This is a genomic window from Pseudomonas acericola (SeqCode), assembly GCF_053456465.1.
In genome coordinates, this window is sequence record NZ_JBRFJB010000011.1 from 29908 (window position 1) to 50569 (window position 20662).

A 20662-nucleotide genomic window follows, 5' to 3' on the forward strand; every position below is an offset into this window, starting at 1 on the left:
CGACTAAATCAGTGGCCGGGTTAAACCCCCGGGCGGTTTGCCAGTCGTACCCTTATGAGCTGTAGTTCAGCTGTAGTCGTATTCAGGAGTCCTGTGCAATGACGCGCACGCGCAAAATCGTCGCTTGGAGCTGTGCCAGCTTCGTTCTATTAATCGCCGTGGTGGTGTTGCTGCTGGCGTTCTTCGACTGGAACCGCATCAAGCCGCAGATCAATGCCAAGGTCTCCGAAGAACTGCATCGCCCGTTTGCCATCAACGGCAACCTGGCGGTGGCGTGGGCGCGGGAGCCCGATGAAGGCGGCTGGCGCGCCTGGGTGCCGTGGCCCCATGTGATCGCCGAGGACCTGAGCCTGGGCAACCCCGACTGGTCGAAAAAACCGCAGATGGTCACCCTGAAGAAGGTCGAGCTGCGCATCTCGCCCCTGGCCTTGCTGGTGCAGCGCGTGGTGATCCCGCGTATCGACCTGACTGAGCCAAGCGCCGAATTGCAACGCCTCGCCGACGGTCGCGCCAACTGGACCTTCACATTCGACCCCAAGGACCCGAACGCCGAACCGTCCAACTGGGTGGTCGACATCGGTGCCATCGGCTTCGACAAAGGCCATGTGACCCTCGACGACCAAACCCTCAAGACCCAGCTCGACGTGATCATCGACCCCCTGGGCAAGCCGATCCCGTTCGGCGAAATCGTCGGCGATGCGGATGCCAAGAAAGCCCTGGAAAAAGGCGCGGCGCCGCAAGACTATGCGTTCGCCCTCAAGGTTAAAGGCCAGTACCACGGGCAGAAACTCGACGGCAGCGGCAAGATCGGTGGCCTGCTCGCCCTGCAGGACGCAGCCAAGCCGTTCCCGCTGCAAGCCCAGGTCAAGATCGCCGATACCAGCATCGCCCTCGCCGGCACCCTGACCGACCCGCTCAACCTCGGCGCCCTCGACCTGCGCCTGAAACTCGCAGGCTCAAGTCTCGGCAACCTGTACCCGCTGACCGGCGTGACCCTGCCGGACTCGCCGGCCTATTCCACCGACGGCCACCTGATCGCCAAGCTGCACGAAGCCAGCGGCGCGTCATTCACCTATGAAAACTTCAACGGCAAGATCGGCAACAGCGATATCCACGGCAACCTCGCCTATGTCGCCAGCCAGCCACGGCCCAAGCTCAGCGGCGCGCTGGTGTCCAACCAACTGCTGATGACCGACCTCGCGCCCTTGATCGGCGCCGACTCCAACGCCAAGCAAAAGGCCCGTGGCGGTGAAAGCAAACAGCCGGCGACCAAGGTGCTGCCGGTGGAAGAGTTCCGCACCGAACGCTGGCGCGACATGGACGCCGACGTGGAATTCACCGGAAAACGTATCGTGCACAGTGCCGAACTGCCCTTCACCGATCTCTATACCCATCTGGTGCTCAACGACGGCCAACTGAGCCTCGAACCCCTGCGCTTCGGCGTGGCCGGCGGCAAGCTCGACGCGCAGATCCGCCTGAACGGCCGTATCACGCCGATGGAAGGCCGCGCCAAACTCACCGCGCGCAACTTCAAGCTCAAGCAGCTGTTCCCCACCTTTGAACCGATGAAAACCAGTTTCGGCGAACTCAACGGCGATGCCGACATTGCCGGGCGCGGCAACTCCGTGGCGGCGCTGCTGGGCAGTTCCAACGGTGACCTGAAGATGCTGATCAACGACGGCGCCATCAGCCGTGGCCTGATGGAAATCGCCGGGCTCAACGTCGGCAACTACGTGGTGGGCCGCCTGTTTGGCGACAAGGAAGTGAAGATCAACTGCGCGGCTGCCGACTTCGGCATCAAGACCGGCCTGGCCACGACGCGCTTGTTTGTGTTCGATACCGAGAACGCCATCATCTACATCGATGGCACCGCGAACATGGCCACCGAGCAGTTGGACCTGACCATCACCCCGGAATCGAAAGGCTTTCGCCTGTTCTCCCTGCGTTCACCGTTGTACGTCAATGGCCCGTTCATCAAGCCTAACGCCGGCGTGAAAGCGGTACCGCTGATGCTGCGTGGCGCCGGGATGGTGGCGCTGGGTGTGATCGTTGGCCCGGCAGCGGGCTTGCTGGCGTTGATCGCGCCGAGCGGCGATGTGCCGAACCAGTGCGCGCCGTTGTTACAGCAGATGAAGGAAGGCAAAGCCCCGAAAACGGTTAAGGGCTAGGCTCCACTGGGAATGAAAATATCGCCGGGCGTGCAAGGGATGCCAATCTGGAGGGACGGATCCTTTTTATAAGGCGTTCCGTCCGGGTTGATTGAGTAGAACACTTCATGCAAGTACTGCTTGCCGTCCAGCACGAAACAACGGAAGGAGGCATGGGTGGGAAATGCGTTCTTCATCTGGGCGAGGGTTACGCTGCTGCCTATCCATTTGTCGAACATTGGCTCGATGTATAGCCCGACTTTGCGCAGCCTGACGATGTCATTGAAATAGTCACTTTCTGTTTTGCCTGAGCAGGTTCCGTGTTTTTTCCATTCATGTCTGAACATCCCTTGCGGGGCTACAGTGACTAGCTGAGCAATGGCGGGGGTGTTGGCAATCTGGTCTAGCTTTGCGTCGCTGATATCGCAGGCCGTGGTTGATTGGCAGCTGGGGGCGGTGTTGCAAAAGGCGGGGTGGCGATTGGTTTTCTGCCCCACGCTGTCGTTGTAGGGCCATATGCCGTGGGTGAGAAACTGTTGCGGCGGCTTATCGCAGCCTGCCACTTCAGGTCTCAGCTTGCAGAAACTTGGCTGCCAGGTCTTGGCGTAAACCAAGTATGTGAACCCCGCGCTGCTAGGGGTGATTTCTTCGTTTGCATCCAAGGCCTGGACGCCGTGGCTGATCAGCAGTGTTGCCAGGGCCGTTGCAACGAACCGGATACTCTTCATGAGCGGTTACCCCACATTCGTTCGGCCAGCGGTATTGTTGGCGAATGATGGGGTTACTGATTAGCCCTTTTGCGATGGGGAATCTACTGTCAACACTGACAGGTGGGAACGATCGAAAATGTGGGAGCAGGCAAGCCAGCTCCCACATTGCTGTGTGTTGCTGGTTAGAGGCCCTGCAGAATATCGGCCATGTCGTCGGCGTGTTCTTCTTCCTGGGCCAGGATGTCTTCGAAGATCCGGCGTGTGGTCGGGTCTTTATCGCCGATGTACTGAATGATCTCGCGATAACTGTCCACCGCAATCCGCTCGGCTACCAAGTCTTCGTAGACCATTTCCTTCAAGTTCTTGCCGGCCACGTACTGCGCGTGGGAGTTCTTCGACAGCAGGTCGGGGTTGAACTCCGGCTCACCGCCCAATTGCACAATCCGCTCGGCGAGTTTGTCGGCGTGCTCGGCCTCTTGGGTGGCGTGCTCCAGGAACTCATCAGCGGCGACTGCCGCCTTGAGGCCGCTGGCCATGAAGTAGTGACGCTTGTAGCGCAACACGCAAACCAGTTCAGTGGCCAGCGACTCGTTGAGCAAGCGGATGATTTCTTCGCGGTCGGCGTCATAGCCTTCGGTCACCGCGCCGTTTTCGACGTTTTTGCGGGCGCGGCTGCGCAGGGTGGCAACGTCGGTCAGTTGAACTTCAGTCATCTTGATCTCCTGGGGCTAATCCGGTTTTGCGCCACGCTCTGTCGGCGTAATCGCTCAAAGTTGTGAGTCCCGGGCGGCGCAAAAAGTTTTATTGGATTTATGTCATAACCTCGTCGTGGGGCTGGGCTAACCTCTCGTCATCCTTTCCTGATCAAGGACGTTCGCCCCATGCCGCAGTCGTTAGCCACGCGTTACCCCCTGGTGTTGGTACCCGGCATGCTCGGTTTTGTGCGTTTGGGGTTTTTCTCCTACTGGTACGGCATCGTCCCGGCGCTGCGGGCGGGTGGCGCGCAGGTGTTTGCCGTGCAGGTTGCACCGCTGGATTCCAGCGAGGTGCGCGGCGAGCAGTTGCTGGCGCAGATCGCGCAGATCCGCGAGGAAACCGGTGCCGACAAGGTCAACCTGATCGGCCACAGCCAGGGTTCGCTGACTGCGCGTTATGCGGCGGCCAAGCGCCCGGAGTGGGTGGCGTCGGTGACTTCGGTGGCCGGGCCGAATCATGGTTCGGAGTTGGCGGACCATATTCATCTCCATTACCCGATTGACGGCGTGAAGGGGCGGCTGATGAGCGCGCTGTTCCATGTGGTCGCGTGGGTGATGGGCGTACTGGAAACCGGCTATCGCGGGCCGCGCTTCAAGGCGGACTTGCAGGCGTCCCACCATTCGCTGACTAGTGCCGGGGTGGCGCTGTTCAATCGCCAGTATCCCCAAGGCTTGCCCGACACTTGGGGCGGGCAGGGGGCCGAGGAGGTCAACGGCGTGCGTTATTACTCGTGGTCCGGCACCTTGCAGCCGGGCATCACCGACCGTGGCCGCAACCTGTTCGACGGCACGAACCGCAGCTGTCGCCTGTTCGCCCGCAGCTTTGTGCGGGAGAAGGGCCAGTGTGATGGCATGGTCGGGCGTTACAGCTCACACCTGGGGATGGTGATTGGGGATGACTTTCCCCTGGATCACTTCGATATCGTCAACCAATCCATGGGGCTGGTGGGGAAGGGCGCGGAGCCGATTCGGTTGTTTACCGAGCATGCCCAAAGACTGAAGGCCGCAGGCGTGTAGCCGGCCGACTCGCTCCCACATTTTGAACTGCGTCTAGGCGGTCCTGACCGGCGTGGTCCAACGCTCCGACAAAATCACCCCACCCAACGTCAGCAATCCACCCACCAAGTGATACATCGCCAACTCCTCCTTCAACACCACCGCCGCAATCAGCGCCGTAATCAACGGCAGCAAATTGAAAAACAGCGTAGTCCGGCTCGGCCCCAAGGTCTTCACCGAATGCATCCACGCCAACGGCGCCAGCATCGAAGCCAGCAGGCACGCATACATCACCAGCGGAATATTCGCCCAGCCCAGGCCGGCTTTTTGCGAGAACAGAAACAGCGGAAACAACACCACCACCGCCACCAGCACCTGCAAATACAGCAACACCAACGGCGGCAGGCGCAGTTGCCATTTTTTCAGCAGGGTGCTGTAGACCGCATAAGCCAGGGTGGCCACAAGCATCATCGCGTCGCCCAGGTTGACCCCATGTTGCAGCAACGCGCCGAGGCTGCCGGACGACACCACCACGACCACGCCTGCGAATGACAGCACCGCACCGGTGAGGGCGCCGTAGGTCAGGCGCTGGCCGAGGCTGATGATCGCCGCCGTCAGCGCCATCAACGGCATCAGCGACAGGATGATGCCCATGTTGGTCGCCGTGGTCAGCGACGCGGCGTAGTACGCCAGGCTCTGGTACACCGCCATGCCCAGCACGCCAAGGACGACAATTTTGCCCAGGTTCGGGCGGATCAGCGCCCAGTTGGCGATCACTGGCTTGAGCATGAACGGCGTAAACAGCAGCGCCGCCAGCAGCCAGCGGTAAAAGCCGATCTCCGCCGGGAAGATCGTGCCCACGGCCAGCTTGTTGACCACCGTGTTGCCGGCCCAGATGAAAATGGCCAGCAGGGGATACGCGTATTGCATCGAAAGAAACCAGGTGTGTTGATGAGCCGGGATTATCCCTTGTCTGGATCGAAGCCTATACTGCGATCCAGACAAACAACCTCTGTATCCAGACAACATGGCCAGACATACCGTACGCCTCGCGGATTTTGGCAGCCTGCCAAGCCCGGTTTACTTCCGCTATTCCGATTTTGCCCCCGACACCGAGTGCACCCCGCACCAGCATGGCTGGGGTTCGCTGGATTACTCCGCCAGCGGCGTGATGCGCATGGAAGTGGCCGGCAACCGCTTTATGTCGCCGCCGCAGTACGCGGTGTGGGTGCCGCCGCACACCGAGCACAGCTCCTACAACGCCGAGGCCATCGTCTACCACTCGGTGGGCCTGGCCCCGCAGCTGTGCACGCAACTGCCGCAGCAGCCGTGCACCCTGGCAATCAGCGACATCCTCAAGGCGATCCTCAGCGACTTCGCCCAGCGTGACGTGAACATCCCCGAAAGCGAAGCCGATATCCGCCTGGCCCAGGTACTGGTGGACCAGCTCCAGCAGGCACCGATCCACGAGTGCTTCCTGCCTTACGCCCGCCACCCCGGCCTGCTCGGCGTGCTGGAAGGCATGCAGGCCGATCCCGGCGACAATCGGCCACTGGCCCATTGGGCGGCGCAAATCCACGTGAGCGAACGCACCCTGGCGCGCCAGTTTGTGCGCGAGCTCGGCATGAGCTTTGGTGAATGGCGCCAGCGCCTGCGTTACCTGGCGGCCATCGAAGCGCTCGACAGCGAACACAGCGTGCAACATGTGGCGTTCGACCTGGGCTACAGCACCGCTTCGGCCTTCATCGCGATGTTCCAACGCCACGCTGGATGCACCCCGGAGCAGTACCGGCGGACGAATATCCGAAGTCGGTGAAGATGTAACAGGCTTTGACTACACTGCTGGGTAGGCTGTGCCCCTCGGCACAGTAACAGGGAGAAAACTCCATGAAGATGCTGCGAATTCCGTTGTTGATGATGGGCCTGCTGCTGTGTTCCCAAGGCTTTGCCGCCACCGCCCAGCAAAACAAGATGACCACCTGCAACGCCGAAGCCACCACCAAGACCCTCAAGGGCGACGACCGCAAGGCGTTCATGAAAACCTGCCTGTCGGCCCCGGCGGCCAATGACGCCAAGACCCTGACGCCGCAGCAGCAGAAGATGAAAGACTGCAACGCGACGGCGAAGACCAAGGCGCTGGCCGGCGATGCGCGCAAGACCTTTATGAGCACTTGCCTCAAAGGCTGATCGCGATCTCATAGCCAATGAAGATCAAATGTGGGAGCTGGCTTGCCTGCGATAGCATCACCTCGGTCTCACTGATAGACCGAGGTGCCTGCATCGCAGGCAAGCCAGCTCCCACACAAGCCACACACACTTGATCGCATTCACAACCTACCCACTCGCTTGATTCCCTCAAGGCTGGCAGACTGCCCATCCTTTAACGCCGTTTGTTTTGAGGCTGTATGCCAACGTTTTCTCAGCGTCATGTGTTGTTGCTGGCCAGCTACATCATCATTTTCGGCGGACTGCTGCTGGTACTGCCGCTCAAATTGCTGCCCAGCCTATTGGCCGGCCTGTTGGTGTTTGAACTGGTCAACATGCTCACCCCGCAACTGCAACGGCTGATCGAAGGCCGGCGCGCACGCTGGCTGGCGGTGGCTTTATTGGGCACGTTGATTGTCAGTGTGCTGACCCTGATCTTTGCCGGCGCCATCAGCTTCCTGCTCCACGAAGCGGAAAACCCCGGGGCTTCCCTCGACAAATTCATGGGCGTGGTCGATCGCGCACGCGGCCAGTTGCCGCCGTTTATCGACGCCTACCTGCCCGCCAGCGCCGCCGAGTTCCGCGTGGCCATCGGCGACTGGATGAGCAAGCACCTGAGCGAACTGCAGCTGGTGGGCAAAGACGCCGCCCACATGTTCGTCACCTTGCTGATCGGCATGGTGCTCGGCGCAATCATCGCCCTGCAACGCGTGCCCGACCTGACCAAGCGCAAACCCCTGGCCGCCGCGTTGTTCGACCGCCTGCACCTGCTGGTCCAGGCCTTTCGCAACATCGTCTTCGCCCAGATCAAGATCGCCGCGCTCAACACCGCCTTCACCGCCGTGTTCCTCGCCGTGGTGCTGCCGTTGTGCGGGATTCACCTGCCGCTGACCAAGACCCTGATCGTCCTGACCTTCCTGCTGGGCCTGCTGCCGGTGATCGGCAACCTGATGTCCAACACACTGATCACCATCGTCGCGTTGTCGCTGTCGATCTGGGTGGCGGTGGCGGCGTTGGGCTATTTGATCGTGATCCACAAGATCGAGTACTTCCTCAATGCGCGGATCGTCGGCGGGCAGATCAGTGCCAAGTCGTGGGAGTTGTTGCTGGCGATGCTGGTGTTTGAGGCGGCGTTCGGCCTGCCCGGTGTGGTGGCGGGGCCGATTTATTATGCGTATCTCAAGAGTGAGTTGAAGCTTGGGGGGATGGTTTAAGGCTTGTGTTGCCTGGGCTGACGCCATCGCGGGCAAGCCCGCTCCCACATTGACTGTGTTTACATATTTTGATTTGTGAACACGGTCAAATGTGGGAGCCGGGCTTGCCCGCGATAGGGGCGCCGCAGTCTTTCAGGTGAAACTCAGTAGCCGTACCGCTTACTGGCCTCAATCGCCAGACCACTGCCGATACTGCCAAAGATATTCACTTCCACATGCCGCGCATTCGGCAACATCGCCGAGATGCTGTGGCGCAGTGCCGGAATGCCGCTGGAACCGCCAGTAAAGAACACCGTGTCCACCTGCGCCACGCTCACCGAAGCGTCGTTGAGCAACTGCGTCACGCTGCCACGCACACGCTCCAGCAAGGCGTCGATGGACGACTCGAACAACGCCCGGCTCAGGTCCACGCTCAGGCCTGCTTCGATGCGGTCCAGCGCCACATGGCGGTTGTCTTCGTGGGTCAGCTGGATCTTGGTTTCTTCCACTTCCATCGCCAACCAGTGCCCGGCACGCTGTTCGATCAACTTGAACAGGCGGTCGATGCCGCCGGTGTCTTCGATGTCGTAGCGCATGCTGCCCAATGCCAGCTGGGACTTTTGCGAGTACACCGAGTTGATCGTGTGCCAGGTCGCCAGGTTCATGTGGTGGCTGGTGGGCATGTAGGCGCCGCTTTTCATGCGGCTGCCGTAGCCGAACAGCGGCATCATGCCGTTCAGCGAGAGCTGCTTGTCGAAGTCGGTACCGCCGATGTGCACGCCGCCGGTGGCGAGGATGTCGCTCTGGCGGTTGTCGTTGTGACGGCGGTCCGGCGACAGGCGCACCAGGGAGAAGTCGGACGTACCACCGCCGATATCGACGATCAGTACCAGCTCTTCCTTCTGGATGGTGGACTCGTAGTCGAACGCAGCCGCAATCGGCTCGTACTGGAATGAGATGTCCTTGAAGCCGATCTTGCGCGCCACGTCCACCAGGGTGTTCTCGGCTTCCTGGTCGGCCATCGGGTCGTCATCGACGAAAAACACCGGGCGGCCCAGCACCACTTCTTCGAACTCACGGCCGGCGTTGGCTTCGGCGCGGCTCTTGAGCTGGCCGATAAACAGCGCCAGCAGGTCGGTGAACGGCATCGCCGTACCGAGTACGCTGGTGTCGTGCTTGATCAGCTTGGAACCCAGCAGGCTCTTGAGCGAGCGCATCAGGCGGCCTTCGTAGTTTTCCAGGTACTCGTGCAGCGCCAGGCGGCCGTACACGGGGCGACGCTCTTCGAAGTTGAAGAACACCACCGACGGCAGCGTGATCTTGTCGTCCTCCAGCGCAATAAGCGTCTCCTCGCCGGGGCGGATCCAGCCGACGGTGGAGTTGGACGTGCCAAAGTCGATGCCGCAGGCACGGGCTGGGGATGAGTTTTCCATGACAATCAGGTTCCGGTTGAAAAACGGCCGCGCAGTGTATGTCAGTCGAAGCCGGATGCGTAGGCCGACCATCTGTTAAATCTTGCTTGAAACCTGGCGATTCGCCCCCACATCTGCTGCATACGGCAAGCGCCGATAACACTTTGACGCACCCCCAGGCCACAAGACTCAACAGGTGCAAACCACCGCACGTTGTGCCCCGGGCTGTGCGATCTCGATTAAGGATGGTGAACCGCCGATGGATTTCAAAGACTACTACAAGATTCTGGGTGTCGAGCCGAGCGCGGACGACAAGGAAATCAAGGCCGCGTACCGCAAGCTCGCGCGTAAATATCACCCGGACGTGAGCAAGGAAAAAGACGCCGAAGCCAAGTTCAAGGACGCGTCCGAAGCCTACGAGGCGCTCAAAAGCGCCGACAAACGCGCCGAATACGACGAGCTGCGCAAATACGGCCAGCATGGCCAACCGTTCCAGGGGCCACCGGGCTGGCAGAGCCGTGGCGGCTTTGGCGGCGGCCAGGACCAGGGCGACTTCTCGGACTTCTTCAGCTCGATCTTCGGCTCCCGTGGCGATGCCTTCGGTGGCGGCCAGCGCCGTCCGACCGGACGCAAGGGCCAGGACGTGGAGATGCAGTTGACCGTGTCCCTTGAAGAGACGCTGTCCACCGAGTCCAAGCAGATCAGCTTCCAGGTGCCGCAGTACGACGCCTCGGGTCGTCACGTCAGCAATACGACCAAGAGCCTGAACGTGAAGATCCCCGCCGGCGTGGCCGACGGCGAGCGCATCCGCCTCAAAGGCCAGGGCGCACCGGGGATTGGCGGCGGGGCCAATGGCGACCTGTACCTGATCATCAAATTTGCGCCCCACTCGAAGTTCGAAGTCGAAGGCGAGAACCTGGTGATCACCCTGCCGCTGGCGCCGTGGGAATTGGCGCTGGGCGCCGAAGTGGCCGTGCCGACGCTGACCGGCAAGATCAACCTCAAGGTGCCGGCCGGCAGCCAGAACGGCCAACGCATGCGCGCCAAGGGCCATGGTTTGTTGAACAAGGTCGGCGAACGCGGTTTCCTGTACATCCAGCTCAAGGCCGTGATGCCCAAGCAGGCCGACGACGAAACCATCGCCCTGTGGCAGGAACTGGCGAAGAAGGCCGCGTTCAACCCACGGGAACACTTCTGAAAATAACGGCCCGGCGCTAACTATCTAGCGCGGCTGTCTGGGTCGGCCATGGTGTGCTGATGCTCCCTTTTACAGGAGCGACACCATGGCCGATCTTCCTGCCGCACCCCCTGCGGCAACCCTCAGCATTCACCGCCACTACCTTGAACAAGCCAGCCCCGCCTGGCTGACCGATGCCACGCCGTCACGGCGCGCCCAGCTCAAGCAGGCGGCGGCGCCGGTGCCGGACTGGTACCGCAACGCTACCCCCGCCCAGCGCCAGACCTTGCACGACAAGACTCTCGCCAGCTTCACCGCGCAAACGGCTCTCGACAGCGCCATGGCCGCGGTGCAAGACATCGATGCCTTTGCCGAGCCCTTGCTGGTCAAGGCCTTGAGCGAGCAGTTCAAGGTCGCCCTGGATGTGCATAAAACCCTGCTGGTCCTGAGAAAACCCCTGGAAGTCGGACTCTTCGACATCCGCGCGGGTAGCTTCGAAGTGCTGCGCATCCCATTGTTGCAGGCTGCGTTGCACAATTTCGAAGAGGGCGAATGCGCGGCCGACTTCTTTGATCGAACGTCCGGCTTCTTCACCCTCACGGCGGCTGGCGACAACATCGAGCCGGTCACTACCCCGTTGACGGTGGTGCAGTTCACCCGCCTGTGCCGTTCACTGGATATCGGCGCGCAGTATCAGCGTTACCTCAAGGGCTACCTCAAGCCCGCGGACCCGGTGGCAGAGCAGGCGCTGCGGCATCAATTCATCAGCGCGCGCAAAGCCGACCTGGCAGCTGCGGCCGAGGTGGCCTTGCTCAGCCAGGACATTGAACCGGCGGACCACGCGATGATCCTGGCGGTGGTCAACGGTGAGCGTCACCCCTGGATGGGCGATAGGCAGGTGTGGTTCCGCGATCTGGGCCTGATGAAAAAGCGCATGACCGGCTGCGTGGCCTTCGTGATCGTGAAGAAATATCGTTATGGCGACGAGGTGATTCTCTACATCCCCAACGATCCGTTTCATCCCCTGAAGCGCTATAACTGGGCGCAGTTCGCTGCGATGTTCAAACAACGTTTCAGCGCCCGCGACCAGCCCGACCCTGGCGACGACACGCCCACCGCCTACCAGCAGTTTTTCAGCCAGTTCGTGGCCTATGCCGACCGTCCCGACTATTTCGCCGGGCTCACCGAAGAAGCCCCAGCCGCCAATTTCGGCGCAACCTTGGCGCCTTATGCGCCGTTGCTCAATACGCTGAACAAAGGCATCAATCCATTCGCCGCGCTCACCGGCATCAAAGAGCTGCCCCCGGTAGCGCCCCGGGCCAGGCTGCCCAACCCGGATCCCTTCCTCCATCCCGGTGCCATCCTGATCAAAGGTCGTGGGCTGTGGGAAGAAAACCCCGACCTCTGGGACCACCTCTACACCCGTCACCGCGACAAAGCGCTCGCCGATGCCGCCGCCCACGCGGTGCCCACGGCAGATGTCGACGCCCGTGTGCGTTCGGCCAAGATCGCCGCCTTGCTCAATGTCGGCCTGATGGTGCTCAACACCGTGTCAATGTTCGTGCCCGTACTGGGCGAAGTGATGATGACGGTGATGGCTGGCCAGTTGTTGTACGAAACCTTCGAAGGCAGCCTGGAGTGGGCCGAAGGCGACCGCCGCGCCGCCAAGGCGCATTTGGTGGACGTTGCCCAGAACCTGGCGACCCTGGCAGTGATGGCGGGGGTCGGCAAAGCCGTTTCCAGCTTTGCGGCGGCCAGGCCAGAGCCGCTGATCGAGGCCCTCGACCCAGTGACCTTGCCCAATGGGCAGGTGCGCTTGGGCAAGCCAGACCTCAAGGGTTATGCCAGCCCCGACATCCTGCCGGCCGACATCGCCGCCAATGCCCGGGGCCAATACCTGCATGCCGGCAAAACCTATATCCGCCAGGGCGACGGGTTTTATGAAAAGACCTACGACGCAGCTCTCGGCCGCTGGCGGATTAGCCACCCCACGGACCCGAATGCCTACCAGCCGGTCTTGAAGGACAACGGCGTCGGGGCCTGGCGCCACAGCCTGGAGCGGCCCCAGACCTGGGACCGGCTGACCCTGATGCGCCGCCTCGGCCCGCTCACGGACGGGTTCGACGATGAGCAATTGTTGAAAATCGCCGATATCAGCGCCACGTCCGACGGTGCCTTGCGCCAGATGTACCTGGATGATGCGTCGCTTCCAGCGGCATTGGCCGACACATTGCGCCTGTTCACGGCCGACCGGGACGTTGCGCAGGTCATCGAGCAAGTCAGCACCGGCAAGGCCGTGGACGGTCGTTACCTGTACGTCCTGCCGTTGCTCACCGACATGCCGCGCTGGCCCGTGGGCCGGGTGCTGGACGTCTTCGACGGGCCGGACTTCACCCGTCTCGCCCAGCGCTACGGCACCGAGCGCCTGTATCACGGGGTCGAACGCAAAGCGCCGATTCGCATCAGCCGCGCCGACGTGCTCGGCAGCCAGTTGCCCGCGCGCATCCTGGCGGCGCTCGATGAGTCGGAAATCGTCGGCATGCTCGGTGGCGAGCCTGCGCGGGTGCCTGAGAATCGGCCTCTGGAGCTACGCAAACAATTGGCCGATTTCGCCCGCAGCCGCCAGCCGGAGCTGTTCGACAGTCTCTATAAAGGCACCGAGTTGCCCGCCCCCCTTGTCGCCAAACTGCAACGTCTATACCCCGGCCTGAGCGAGCACGCCGCGCAGCGTGTGCTGGCCGACGCCGATGCCGAGCAAATCGCTCGGCTGCGCGCCACCGGCCGCGTGCCCCTGGCCATGCAGGAACATGCCCGCTGGCAGGTCAGTCAGGGCCGACTAGGGCGCGCCTACACCGGCCTGCACATGCAAAACCTCATCTCGGCTGACAGCAAGCGTCTGGCCCTGCACACCTTGAGCAAGCTGCCGGGCTGGTCGGATCAACTGCGCCTGGAGGTGCGCGAGGGCAGTATCCGTGGCGCGCTGCTCGACGGCATCGGCAGCGAGACGGCCACCCAGCGCAAGTACCTGGTCAAACGCGGGCCGCAATACCAGGCGTTCGACGAGCGTGGCGAGGCCCTTAACAGCCTGGGGCGCGATGGCGATAATTTCTACGCCTCGTTGATGCATGCCATGCCTGACGAGGCGCGTCAGGCCCTTGGCCTGCCCCATGTAGGCCAGGGCCTCGACCTGCGCCGCGCCATCATCGACTACGCCACCGCGCACCGGTTGGAATCGGCGCGCCTGATCGAGCAACAGCCGGCGCTGCGCCAGGCCTTCAAGCCGCCCCAGCGCATCGGCTCCCAGGGGCTGGGCTATCCGGCCAGCGGCCGAGGCCAGGGCACGTCGCCGTCATTGGTCAGTCGTGTGCAGGATGTGTACCCGCAGATGACCGACGACCAGGCCAACGGTTTTATCCTCAGGCACATGCTCGCCAACAAGAGCGATGCGCAGATCTTCACTCTGCTCAACAATCGCCTGAGCGAATGGCGGCAGTTGGAGTCGACCCTCAACACCTGGATGCTCACCGAGTCCACTGACTTGTTTATCCGCCGCTACCCGCAAATGGACGTGCGCCCAGGCATTGTGCGAGCGCTCAAGACCTGCTGGCGCAACGCCCCTCTGGCCGAGCTTCCCGGGCACGCCGAGTTGCAACTGGTCGGCGATTTGCCCTTACCTACCTTGAGTGCAGACTTTTCCCATGTGCGTACCTTGAGTGTCAGTGGGCGGGGCATGATCGATGGGCATATCGATCAGCTGCTGGGCTACTTTCCCAATGTGCAGGAGCTGACATTGGTGGGCGCCGATACGCCACCGTTCAGCGTGCCCCAGGCCCTGGAGGGCATGGGGGAGTTGCGGCGGCTCAAGATCTTCTCCAGTACCGAGCTGTTGACCGAGGAACTGAACCGGCTGCAAGGCCTGACCGACCTGGAACAGTTGGACCTGCACTCAACCCTCAGTTCACACCAGCCGCTGGATGTCAGCCGGTTGAGGCGCCTGCGCAGCCTGAGTCTGTCGGGAGGTGGGCAAAAACAGTTCCCGTTGGGCGCACTCGAACTGCCGCAATTGCAGCGCCTGGACCTGAAGTCATCGTCCATCGATCAACTGCCGGATCAGCTGTATGCACCTGGCCAGGAGAGCCAGTGGGCCAAGCTGTCGATGAACTGGGCACGCTTCAATCGCGAGCGGTTCAAGGCCGCCTATGAATTTGTGCGCAGTCGTCCGGAGCACTTGATGGACCAGGACGAGATGGTGCGCGAGTACTGTCGCGGGCTGCTGGATGAGGGCCTTGGCCGCCGAATCGGCTTCAACACACCGTTGAGCGGGCCACTCAAGACCTTGTTCTTCGAGCGCTGGACCAGCGCGCAGGCACAGTTCGACGCCATAGAGACCCTGAGCCGCGAATATGCCGAGTTGTCCCGCAGCCTCGACAGCTGGTTTACGCAGGATGCCCGCGACCTGGAACTGTTTGCCCGCTCGGGGCTCGCCAATAGCCTGCGGGAGGCCTGGAACGACGGTTTGTTGCAACGCTTCGGGCGACCCGAACCCGTCACGTTGAAGGTGCTGGGCCTGGTCGTCAGCGACATGCCCCACTTGCCCGCCGGCCTATTTGACGCGGTAACCACGCTGCAAATGCCGGACGCCAAAGTACCGTCGGCGCAACTGAGCCGCTTTCTACGCGGCTTCGGCGGGTTGCGCAGCCTGGATGTCTCTGGCGCCAGCCTGACCGAACTGGCGGTGGCGCCGGGCGAGTGGCCGGCGCTGGAGCACCTGAACCTGGGCAACAACCCGTTGCAGACGCTGGATGTGAGCGGGCTGAATCAATTGAAAGCCCTCAACCTGCGCGCCAGCCACTTGAGTCAATGGCCCACCGGCGCCGAGAACCTGCCGCAGCTCACCTGGCTGGACCTGCGCGATACCCGGATCACCCAACTGCCGGCCACGGCGCTGGCCGTAGACCGTCTGCTGCTCGACAGCCAATTGTCCGGCCTGCCCCTGACCCCCAAGGCCCGGGCCGAACTGGCTGCGGCGCGACAGCGCATCGAGCACAGACTGGGGCTGGAAGACGCCACCTTGAGCCGCTTCGAACAACAGCCGATGCGCGAGGTTTTCCCGCCCCGCGAGAGTGGCAGCGCCATTGCCCGGCAATTGTTGCCAATGCCTGCCACCGATGCGGTCGAGGCCGGGTTGACCCGGTGTCTGAACAGTTGGCTGTTCACCCGTGAGTTCTCGCCAAGTCGCACTCTGAAGGTGACTGCCGGCACCCGGCGAGTGGCCGCACAACGCATCCTCGACTGCTGGCGCGCGAGTCAGTCCAGGCCGGTGGGGGATGCGGCCGCCGAGCTCAATTTTCATGGCCTGACACTTGGCGAGCTGCCGGCGTTGCCCGTCACCTTGCAGCATGTCGAGCGCCTGAACCTCAACGGTGTGCAGCTCACCGGGCCCGGGTCCGATGCTTTCCTGCGGGCCTTCCCCGAGGTCGAAACCCTCACCCTCAGCGGTAATTCTCTGGTGTCACTGCCGCCGGCCCTGAAAGACATGGCCTTTCTGGAGTGGCTGGACCTGTCGGGGGTTGCCATCAGCGATCCCGAACAGCTCTATCCCATGCTGGAGCAAATCGAAAACCTGCGCTGGCTGGATGTCAGTTACTGCGGGCTGGAAACCTTCAGCCTCGACACCCTGGCTGGCCTGGAGTCCCTGAACCTGAGCAACAATGAGCTGACCCATTGGCCCGACGGCGTGCTGCGGGCCACGCAGTTGCGTACTCTTGACCTGAGCAGCAACCAGCTCGAAGCGATTCCGCCCCGCGCGCTTGAGGGCGAGCACGACGCGTTGATGGCTGGCACCGACCTGTCCGATAACTTCAATTTTGACCTCGAAGACCTGCGCCGCTTGCAGGCCTACGCCCGGCGCGTAGGCAGCGACACTGCCCTGGGCATGAGCAGTGCCGATGTGCAGCAGCAAATCAGCGCGCTGGAGCATCCCACCTCCAGTGATACCGAAAGCGAGCTGGATGAGACCGACGAGTTTCCGGTGTTGCCGGATGAAATCCTGGGGCCGGCGCCTGTCACTGCCGCCGACCGTGAAATCTGGCTGCATAACCTGCCCGCCGATGAGCAGGTACGGCTGGGCACGCTGTGGGACCAACTGGCGCGCGAGCCGGACAATGCCGCGTTCTTCAACCTGCTGTCGCTGCTGCCCCAGACCAAGGACTTCGACCTGGCCCGCGCGTCACTCACCGCACGGGTCTGGCGTGTGATGGAAGCGGCGAACGGCAATGCCCAATTGCGTGAAACCCTGTTTGCCATGTCCAACACCCATGGCACCTGCAATGACGGGCGGATCCTGACGTTCAGTGCCCTGGAGATCAAGGTATTGGAATTCGACACCTTGAATGGCCTTGACCCTACCGACCTTACCCGCAAGGGGCTGGCGCTGCTGGGGTTGTCGCGCAACCTGTTTCGCCTGGAGCAGGTCGAGCAACTGGCGGCCAGGCATATCCGCCCCAACTCCGACGCCGCCGAAGTGCGCCTGAAATACCTGATCGGTCTGCGCCAACGCCTGGAACTGCAAGGTGTGCCGGAAAAAACGCGCTACGCCACGCCCATCAGCGGCGCGCCCATGGAAGCCCACGCGCGAGACATCAAGGCCCTGGAACACACCGACACGTTCCACGAAAACCTGATCAGCCGCGACTATTGGGTGGCCTACCTCAAGGAGCGCTACCCCGAGGACATCGCCGCGCTGGAGCAGCGTAACGCGCAAAAGCGCGACGCGCTGGAGGACGCGTTTGCCAGCGTCAATGACGTGGGCTACGTCACGGGCCTGGAGACACTCAACGTGCAACTGCTGGCCGATGAAACACAGACGCTGATGGCACTCTCGCGGCGGGCGGACGCCGCGTTGAACCCGGCCGCCCATGACCCGAACCAGCCGGGCCCTTCCACGGGCCGGGCGGGCTAACTACCTACCGCAGCGGAGGCTGTCGGGCATGGTCTGCTGGAGACTCTTTCGAATCAAAGAGTCGTCACCATGCCCGTCGATATACCCGGCCTAGAACCGCAAACCGCGGCCTACGAGGTGATCAAGCAAAAAGTGCCCGCCTGGCTGTCCCAGGCGTCGGCCACTACCTGCGACGCCATCAAGGGCGCGCCTACCCATGAGGTCGACTGGCTCGCCAGCCTAAGCGGCAGCGAGCGCCGCCATCCGCAGCAATGGCCTGGTGTTGGGCAAATCGGTGGAGGACCTGCGTGAAGGCCAGGTGATGACGGACGCCCAATACGACCTGGAAATGGCGGACTTGAGCCAGGCACGCAATGGGGTGCTGATGATGCTCACGGGGCACATGTTGAGCCGGTTTCCGACCAATCCCCTGGCGCCGTGGACACCAGGGGTGCTGGCTTAAAACAGAAAATAGCGCTGGGCCATGGGCAGCACCTCGGCTGGTTCACACCACAGCAGTACACCGTCGGCCTTGACCTGGTAGGTCTGTGGGTCCACTTCGATATCCGGCAGGTAATCGTTGTGGATCAGGTCGGTTTTCTGCACCTCGCGGCAACCCTTGACCACCGCGATTTGCTTCTTCAACCCCAGGGCTTCGGGCAAGCCGGCGTCTTGGGCGGCCTGGCTGATAAAGGTCAGGCTGGTGGCGTGCAGCGAGCTGCCGAAACTGGCGAACATCGGGCGGTAGTGCACCGGTTGCGGCGTAGGGATCGAGGCGTTGGCGTCGCCCATCAGGCTTGAGGCAATCGCGCCGCCCTTGAGGATCAGGGTCGGCTTGATGCCGAAAAACGCCGGGCGCCACAGCACCAGGTCGGCCCACTTGCCCACCTCAATGGAACCGACGATATGGCTGACGCCGTGGGTGATCGCCGGGTTGATGGTGTACTTGGCGATGTAGCGCTTGGCGCGGAAGTTGTCGTTGCCCGGGCCATCGCCGGGCAGTGGGCCGCGTTGTTTTTTCATCTTGTCGGCGGTCTGCCAGGTGCGTGTGATTACCTCGCCGACACGGCCCATGGCCTGGCTGTCGGAGCTGATCATCGAGAATGCACCGAGGTCGTGCAGGATGTCTTCGGCGGCGATGGTCTCGCGGCGGATGCGGCTTTCGGCGAAGGCCACGTCTTCGGCAATGCTCGGGTCGAGGTGATGGCAGACCATCAACATGTCGAGGTGTTCGTCGATGGTGTTGCGCGTGAACGGCCGCGTCGGGTTGGTGGAGCTGGGCAGCACGTTGGCGAAGCCGCAGGCCTTGATGATGTCCGGCGCGTGGCCGCCACCGGCACCTTCGGTGTGGTAGGTGTGGATGGTGCGGCCCTTGAGCGCGGCCAGGGTGGTCTCGACAAAACCCGACTCGTTGAGGGTGTCGCTGTGGATCGCAACCTGCACGTCGTATTCATCGGCCACGCTCAGGCAGTTGTCGATGCTCGCCGGCGTCGTGCCCCAGTCTTCATGCAGCTTCAAGCCGATGGCGCCGGCCTTGACCTGCTCGATCAACGGCTCCGGCAAACTGGCGTTGCCCTTGCCGGTAAAACCGATGTTCATCGGGAACGAATCGCTGGCCTGGAGCATGCGCGCCAAGTGCCACGGCCCGGAGGTGCAAGTGGTCGCATTGGTGCCGGTGGCAGGTCCCGTGCCGCCGCCGATCATGGTGGTGACGCCACTGGTCAGCGCTTCTTCGATCTGCTGCGGGCAGATGAAATGCACGTGGCTGTCGATGCCGCCAGCGGTGAGGATCATGCCTTCGCCGGCAATCACTTCGGTGCTGGCGCCGATGGCCATGGTCACGCCGGGCTGGATGTCCGGGTTGCCGGCTTTGCCGATCGCATGGATGCGCCCGTTCTTCAAGCCGACGTCGGCCTTGACGATGCCCCAGTGGTCGATGATCAATGCGTTGGTGATCAGGGTGTCGACCACTTCGTGGGCAAGCAACTGGCTTTGGCCCTGGCCGTCGCGGATGACTTTGCCGCCGCCGAATTTCACTTCTTCACCGTAGACGGTGAAGTCTTTTTCCACTTCGACAAACAGCTCGGTGTCGGCCAGGCGGACCTTGTCACCGACGGTGGGGCCGTACATGTCGGCGTAGGCTTGGCGGCTGATTTTCATGTTCGTGCCCTGAAATAGTTGTGTTGAATGTGAAATAGCTATCGCAGGCAAGCCAGCTCCCACAGTTGACCGAGTTGTCACTTTGGAATGCGTTCACCTGTGGGAGCTGGCTTGCCTGCGATGAGGCCCTAAAGGTCACCCATGATCCGCCCGGCAAACCCAAACACCCGCCTGCCCCCACTCAAATCCACCAACTCCACCTCCCGACTCTGCCCCGGTTCAAACCGCACCGCCGTCCCCGCCGGAATATTCAAGCGCATGCCGCGGCTCGCTGCGCGGTCGAAGGTCAGCGCGTCATTGGTCTCGAAAAAATGATAATGCGAACCCACCTGGATCGGCCGGTCGCCACTGTTGGCCACGCTCAGGCTGATCGTGCGGCGACCCACATTGAGTTCGATCTCGCCAGGCTGGATCTGATATTCACCAGGAATCATGCAGGTTGCCCCAGGGTCTTGAAGTAGATGGCGGTCGGGCTGTAGCGCCCGTCCGGGCTTTGGCAGTAGTCGGGCAACTCACCGATCTTGGTGTAGCGCAGCGACTGGTAGAAGGCTTCGGCCGGTGAGCCGGCTTCGGTGTCCAGGTACAGCAGGCCGCGCTTGTGTTGGCGTGCGGCGAGCTCCAGGGTGTTCATCAATTGCTGGCCGAGGCCGTGGCGGCGGGCGCTGCTGTGTACCAGCAGCTTTTGCACCTCGGCGCGGTTGAGGCCATTGGCTTTCTGGCACAGCGACAATTGCACGCTGGCAATCACTTGCTCATCGCGCACCACCACCCACAGCAGCAAGCTGGTGTCTTCGATGGCAGCCTGCACGCTGCTTAAATACGTGCGGGCCTGGGCCTCGTCGAAGTCGGCCATGAAGCCGACGGACGCGCCGTGCCTGACCGCGTCCAGCAACAGTTCGATCAAGCCCAGGCGGTAGTGGGCGAAACTTTCAGTATTGACTCGACGCAGTTGCGCGGCGTTCATCGG

The 20662-nt window shown here is 62.2% G+C and carries 16 protein-coding genes; 9 read left to right on the top strand and 7 right to left on the bottom strand.

Annotated elements, in window-relative coordinates:
- Nucleotides 1-98 precede the first annotated feature (98 nt).
- Nucleotides 99-2168: an AsmA family protein gene (locus tag ACU688_RS26035; protein ID WP_448186940.1), complete on the top strand. Its 2070-nt coding sequence runs from the start codon at nucleotides 99-101 to the stop codon at nucleotides 2166-2168.
- Here ACU688_RS26035 and ACU688_RS26040 read toward each other — a convergent pair.
- Complete coding sequence (locus tag ACU688_RS26040) at nucleotides 2165-2875, bottom strand: ribonuclease T2 family protein (protein ID WP_448186941.1); 711 nt, start codon at nucleotides 2873-2875, stop codon at nucleotides 2165-2167. The genes ACU688_RS26035 and ACU688_RS26040 overlap by 4 nt on opposite strands.
- 164 nt (nucleotides 2876-3039) lie before the next feature.
- A complete protein-coding gene (locus ACU688_RS26045) occupies nucleotides 3040-3570 on the bottom strand; it encodes a ferritin-like domain-containing protein (RefSeq protein ID WP_124525587.1) in 531 nt (176 codons plus the stop codon).
- 168 nt (nucleotides 3571-3738) lie between these two features.
- Here ACU688_RS26045 and ACU688_RS26050 point away from each other — a divergent pair, with 168 nt between their 5' ends.
- The gene (locus tag ACU688_RS26050) at nucleotides 3739-4629 is read left to right on the top strand and encodes an esterase/lipase family protein (protein WP_448186942.1); all 891 of its coding nucleotides are present in this window, start codon (nucleotides 3739-3741) and stop codon (nucleotides 4627-4629) included.
- Between the two features lie 33 nt (nucleotides 4630-4662).
- Here ACU688_RS26050 and ACU688_RS26055 read toward each other — a convergent pair whose 3' ends face one another.
- The gene (locus ACU688_RS26055; RefSeq protein WP_448186943.1) at nucleotides 4663-5538 is read right to left on the bottom strand and encodes a DMT family transporter; all 876 of its coding nucleotides are present in this window, start codon (nucleotides 5536-5538) and stop codon (nucleotides 4663-4665) included.
- A 97-nt stretch (nucleotides 5539-5635) separates the two neighbouring features.
- Between ACU688_RS26055 and ACU688_RS26060 the strand changes: the two genes are divergently transcribed.
- From ACU688_RS26060 to ACU688_RS26070, 3 genes are all read left to right on the top strand, one after another.
- Nucleotides 5636-6424, top strand: coding sequence for an AraC family transcriptional regulator (locus ACU688_RS26060; RefSeq protein ID WP_448186944.1), 789 nt, complete (start codon nucleotides 5636-5638; stop codon nucleotides 6422-6424).
- A gap of 71 nt (nucleotides 6425-6495) precedes the next feature.
- On the top strand, nucleotides 6496-6795 hold the full coding sequence (locus ACU688_RS26065) for a PsiF family protein (protein ID WP_017737505.1): 300 nt from the start codon (nucleotides 6496-6498) through the stop codon (nucleotides 6793-6795).
- A 218-nt stretch (nucleotides 6796-7013) separates the two neighbouring features.
- Nucleotides 7014-8027, top strand: a complete 1014-nt coding sequence (locus ACU688_RS26070) for an AI-2E family transporter (protein WP_017737507.1) — start codon at nucleotides 7014-7016, stop codon at nucleotides 8025-8027.
- A 143-nt stretch (nucleotides 8028-8170) separates the two neighbouring features.
- On the opposite strand, the gene ACU688_RS26075 is transcribed toward ACU688_RS26070, so the two are convergent.
- The gene (locus tag ACU688_RS26075; RefSeq protein ID WP_448186945.1) at nucleotides 8171-9439 is read right to left on the bottom strand and encodes an Hsp70 family protein; all 1269 of its coding nucleotides are present in this window, start codon (nucleotides 9437-9439) and stop codon (nucleotides 8171-8173) included.
- A gap of 238 nt (nucleotides 9440-9677) precedes the next feature.
- Here ACU688_RS26075 and ACU688_RS26080 point away from each other — a divergent pair, with 238 nt between their 5' ends.
- The 4 genes from ACU688_RS26080 to ACU688_RS26095 all read left to right on the top strand — a co-directional run bounded on the left by ACU688_RS26080 (nucleotide 9678) and on the right by ACU688_RS26095 (nucleotide 17998).
- Nucleotides 9678-10616 carry a DnaJ C-terminal domain-containing protein gene (locus tag ACU688_RS26080; protein ID WP_448186946.1) on the top strand — a complete coding sequence of 313 codons (939 nt, stop codon included), beginning with the start codon at nucleotides 9678-9680 and terminating at the stop codon, nucleotides 10614-10616.
- An 85-nt stretch (nucleotides 10617-10701) separates the two neighbouring features.
- Complete coding sequence (locus tag ACU688_RS26085; RefSeq protein ID WP_448186947.1) at nucleotides 10702-17556, top strand: NEL-type E3 ubiquitin ligase domain-containing protein; 6855 nt, start codon at nucleotides 10702-10704, stop codon at nucleotides 17554-17556.
- 69 nt (nucleotides 17557-17625) lie between these two features.
- Nucleotides 17626-17847, top strand: a complete 222-nt coding sequence (locus ACU688_RS26090; protein ID WP_448186948.1) for a hypothetical protein — start codon at nucleotides 17626-17628, stop codon at nucleotides 17845-17847.
- A gap of 10 nt (nucleotides 17848-17857) precedes the next feature.
- Nucleotides 17858-17998: a hypothetical protein gene (locus ACU688_RS26095; protein WP_448186949.1), complete on the top strand. Its 141-nt coding sequence runs from the start codon at nucleotides 17858-17860 to the stop codon at nucleotides 17996-17998.
- Here ACU688_RS26095 and ureC read toward each other — a convergent pair.
- The 3 genes from ureC to ACU688_RS26110 all read right to left on the bottom strand — a co-directional run bounded on the left by ureC (nucleotide 17995) and on the right by ACU688_RS26110 (nucleotide 20659).
- Entirely contained in the window at nucleotides 17995-19695 is a 1701-nt protein-coding gene (ureC, locus tag ACU688_RS26100; protein ID WP_448186950.1) for an urease subunit alpha, read from the bottom strand. The genes ACU688_RS26095 and ureC overlap by 4 nt on opposite strands.
- 128 nt (nucleotides 19696-19823) lie before the next feature.
- The gene (locus tag ACU688_RS26105; RefSeq protein ID WP_101266013.1) at nucleotides 19824-20129 is read right to left on the bottom strand and encodes an urease subunit beta; all 306 of its coding nucleotides are present in this window, start codon (nucleotides 20127-20129) and stop codon (nucleotides 19824-19826) included.
- On the bottom strand, nucleotides 20126-20659 hold the full coding sequence (locus ACU688_RS26110; protein ID WP_448186951.1) for a GNAT family N-acetyltransferase: 534 nt from the start codon (nucleotides 20657-20659) through the stop codon (nucleotides 20126-20128). Before ACU688_RS26110 ends, ACU688_RS26105 begins: the two co-directional genes overlap by 4 nt.
- Nucleotides 20660-20662: the final 3 nt, after the last annotated feature.

What these genes read in the sequence shown, in the direction of transcription:
- ACU688_RS26040 (WP_448186941.1), bottom strand. Translation starts at nt 2,875, where the DNA reads ATGAAGAGTATCCGGTTCGTTGCAACGGCCCTGGCAACACTGCTGATC.
- ACU688_RS26060 (WP_448186944.1), top strand. Translation starts at nt 5,636, where the DNA reads ATGGCCAGACATACCGTACGCCTCGCGGATTTTGGCAGCCTGCCAAGC.
- ACU688_RS26095 (WP_448186949.1), top strand. Translation starts at nt 17,858, where the DNA reads ATGACGGACGCCCAATACGACCTGGAAATGGCGGACTTGAGCCAGGCA.
- ACU688_RS26110 (WP_448186951.1), bottom strand. Translation starts at nt 20,659, where the DNA reads ATGAACGCCGCGCAACTGCGTCGAGTCAATACTGAAAGTTTCGCCCAC.
- ACU688_RS26075 (WP_448186945.1), bottom strand. Translation starts at nt 9,439, where the DNA reads ATGGAAAACTCATCCCCAGCCCGTGCCTGCGGCATCGACTTTGGCACG.
- ureC (WP_448186950.1), bottom strand. Translation starts at nt 19,695, where the DNA reads ATGAAAATCAGCCGCCAAGCCTACGCCGACATGTACGGCCCCACCGTC.
- ACU688_RS26045 (WP_124525587.1), bottom strand. Translation starts at nt 3,570, where the DNA reads ATGACTGAAGTTCAACTGACCGACGTTGCCACCCTGCGCAGCCGCGCC.
- ACU688_RS26050 (WP_448186942.1), top strand. Translation starts at nt 3,739, where the DNA reads ATGCCGCAGTCGTTAGCCACGCGTTACCCCCTGGTGTTGGTACCCGGC.
- ACU688_RS26070 (WP_017737507.1), top strand. Translation starts at nt 7,014, where the DNA reads ATGCCAACGTTTTCTCAGCGTCATGTGTTGTTGCTGGCCAGCTACATC.
- ACU688_RS26090 (WP_448186948.1), top strand. Translation starts at nt 17,626, where the DNA reads ATGCCCGTCGATATACCCGGCCTAGAACCGCAAACCGCGGCCTACGAG.
- ACU688_RS26035 (WP_448186940.1), top strand. Translation starts at nt 99, where the DNA reads ATGACGCGCACGCGCAAAATCGTCGCTTGGAGCTGTGCCAGCTTCGTT.
- ACU688_RS26055 (WP_448186943.1), bottom strand. Translation starts at nt 5,538, where the DNA reads ATGCAATACGCGTATCCCCTGCTGGCCATTTTCATCTGGGCCGGCAAC.
- ACU688_RS26085 (WP_448186947.1), top strand. Translation starts at nt 10,702, where the DNA reads ATGGCCGATCTTCCTGCCGCACCCCCTGCGGCAACCCTCAGCATTCAC.
- ACU688_RS26105 (WP_101266013.1), bottom strand. Translation starts at nt 20,129, where the DNA reads ATGATTCCTGGTGAATATCAGATCCAGCCTGGCGAGATCGAACTCAAT.
- ACU688_RS26065 (WP_017737505.1), top strand. Translation starts at nt 6,496, where the DNA reads ATGAAGATGCTGCGAATTCCGTTGTTGATGATGGGCCTGCTGCTGTGT.
- ACU688_RS26080 (WP_448186946.1), top strand. Translation starts at nt 9,678, where the DNA reads ATGGATTTCAAAGACTACTACAAGATTCTGGGTGTCGAGCCGAGCGCG.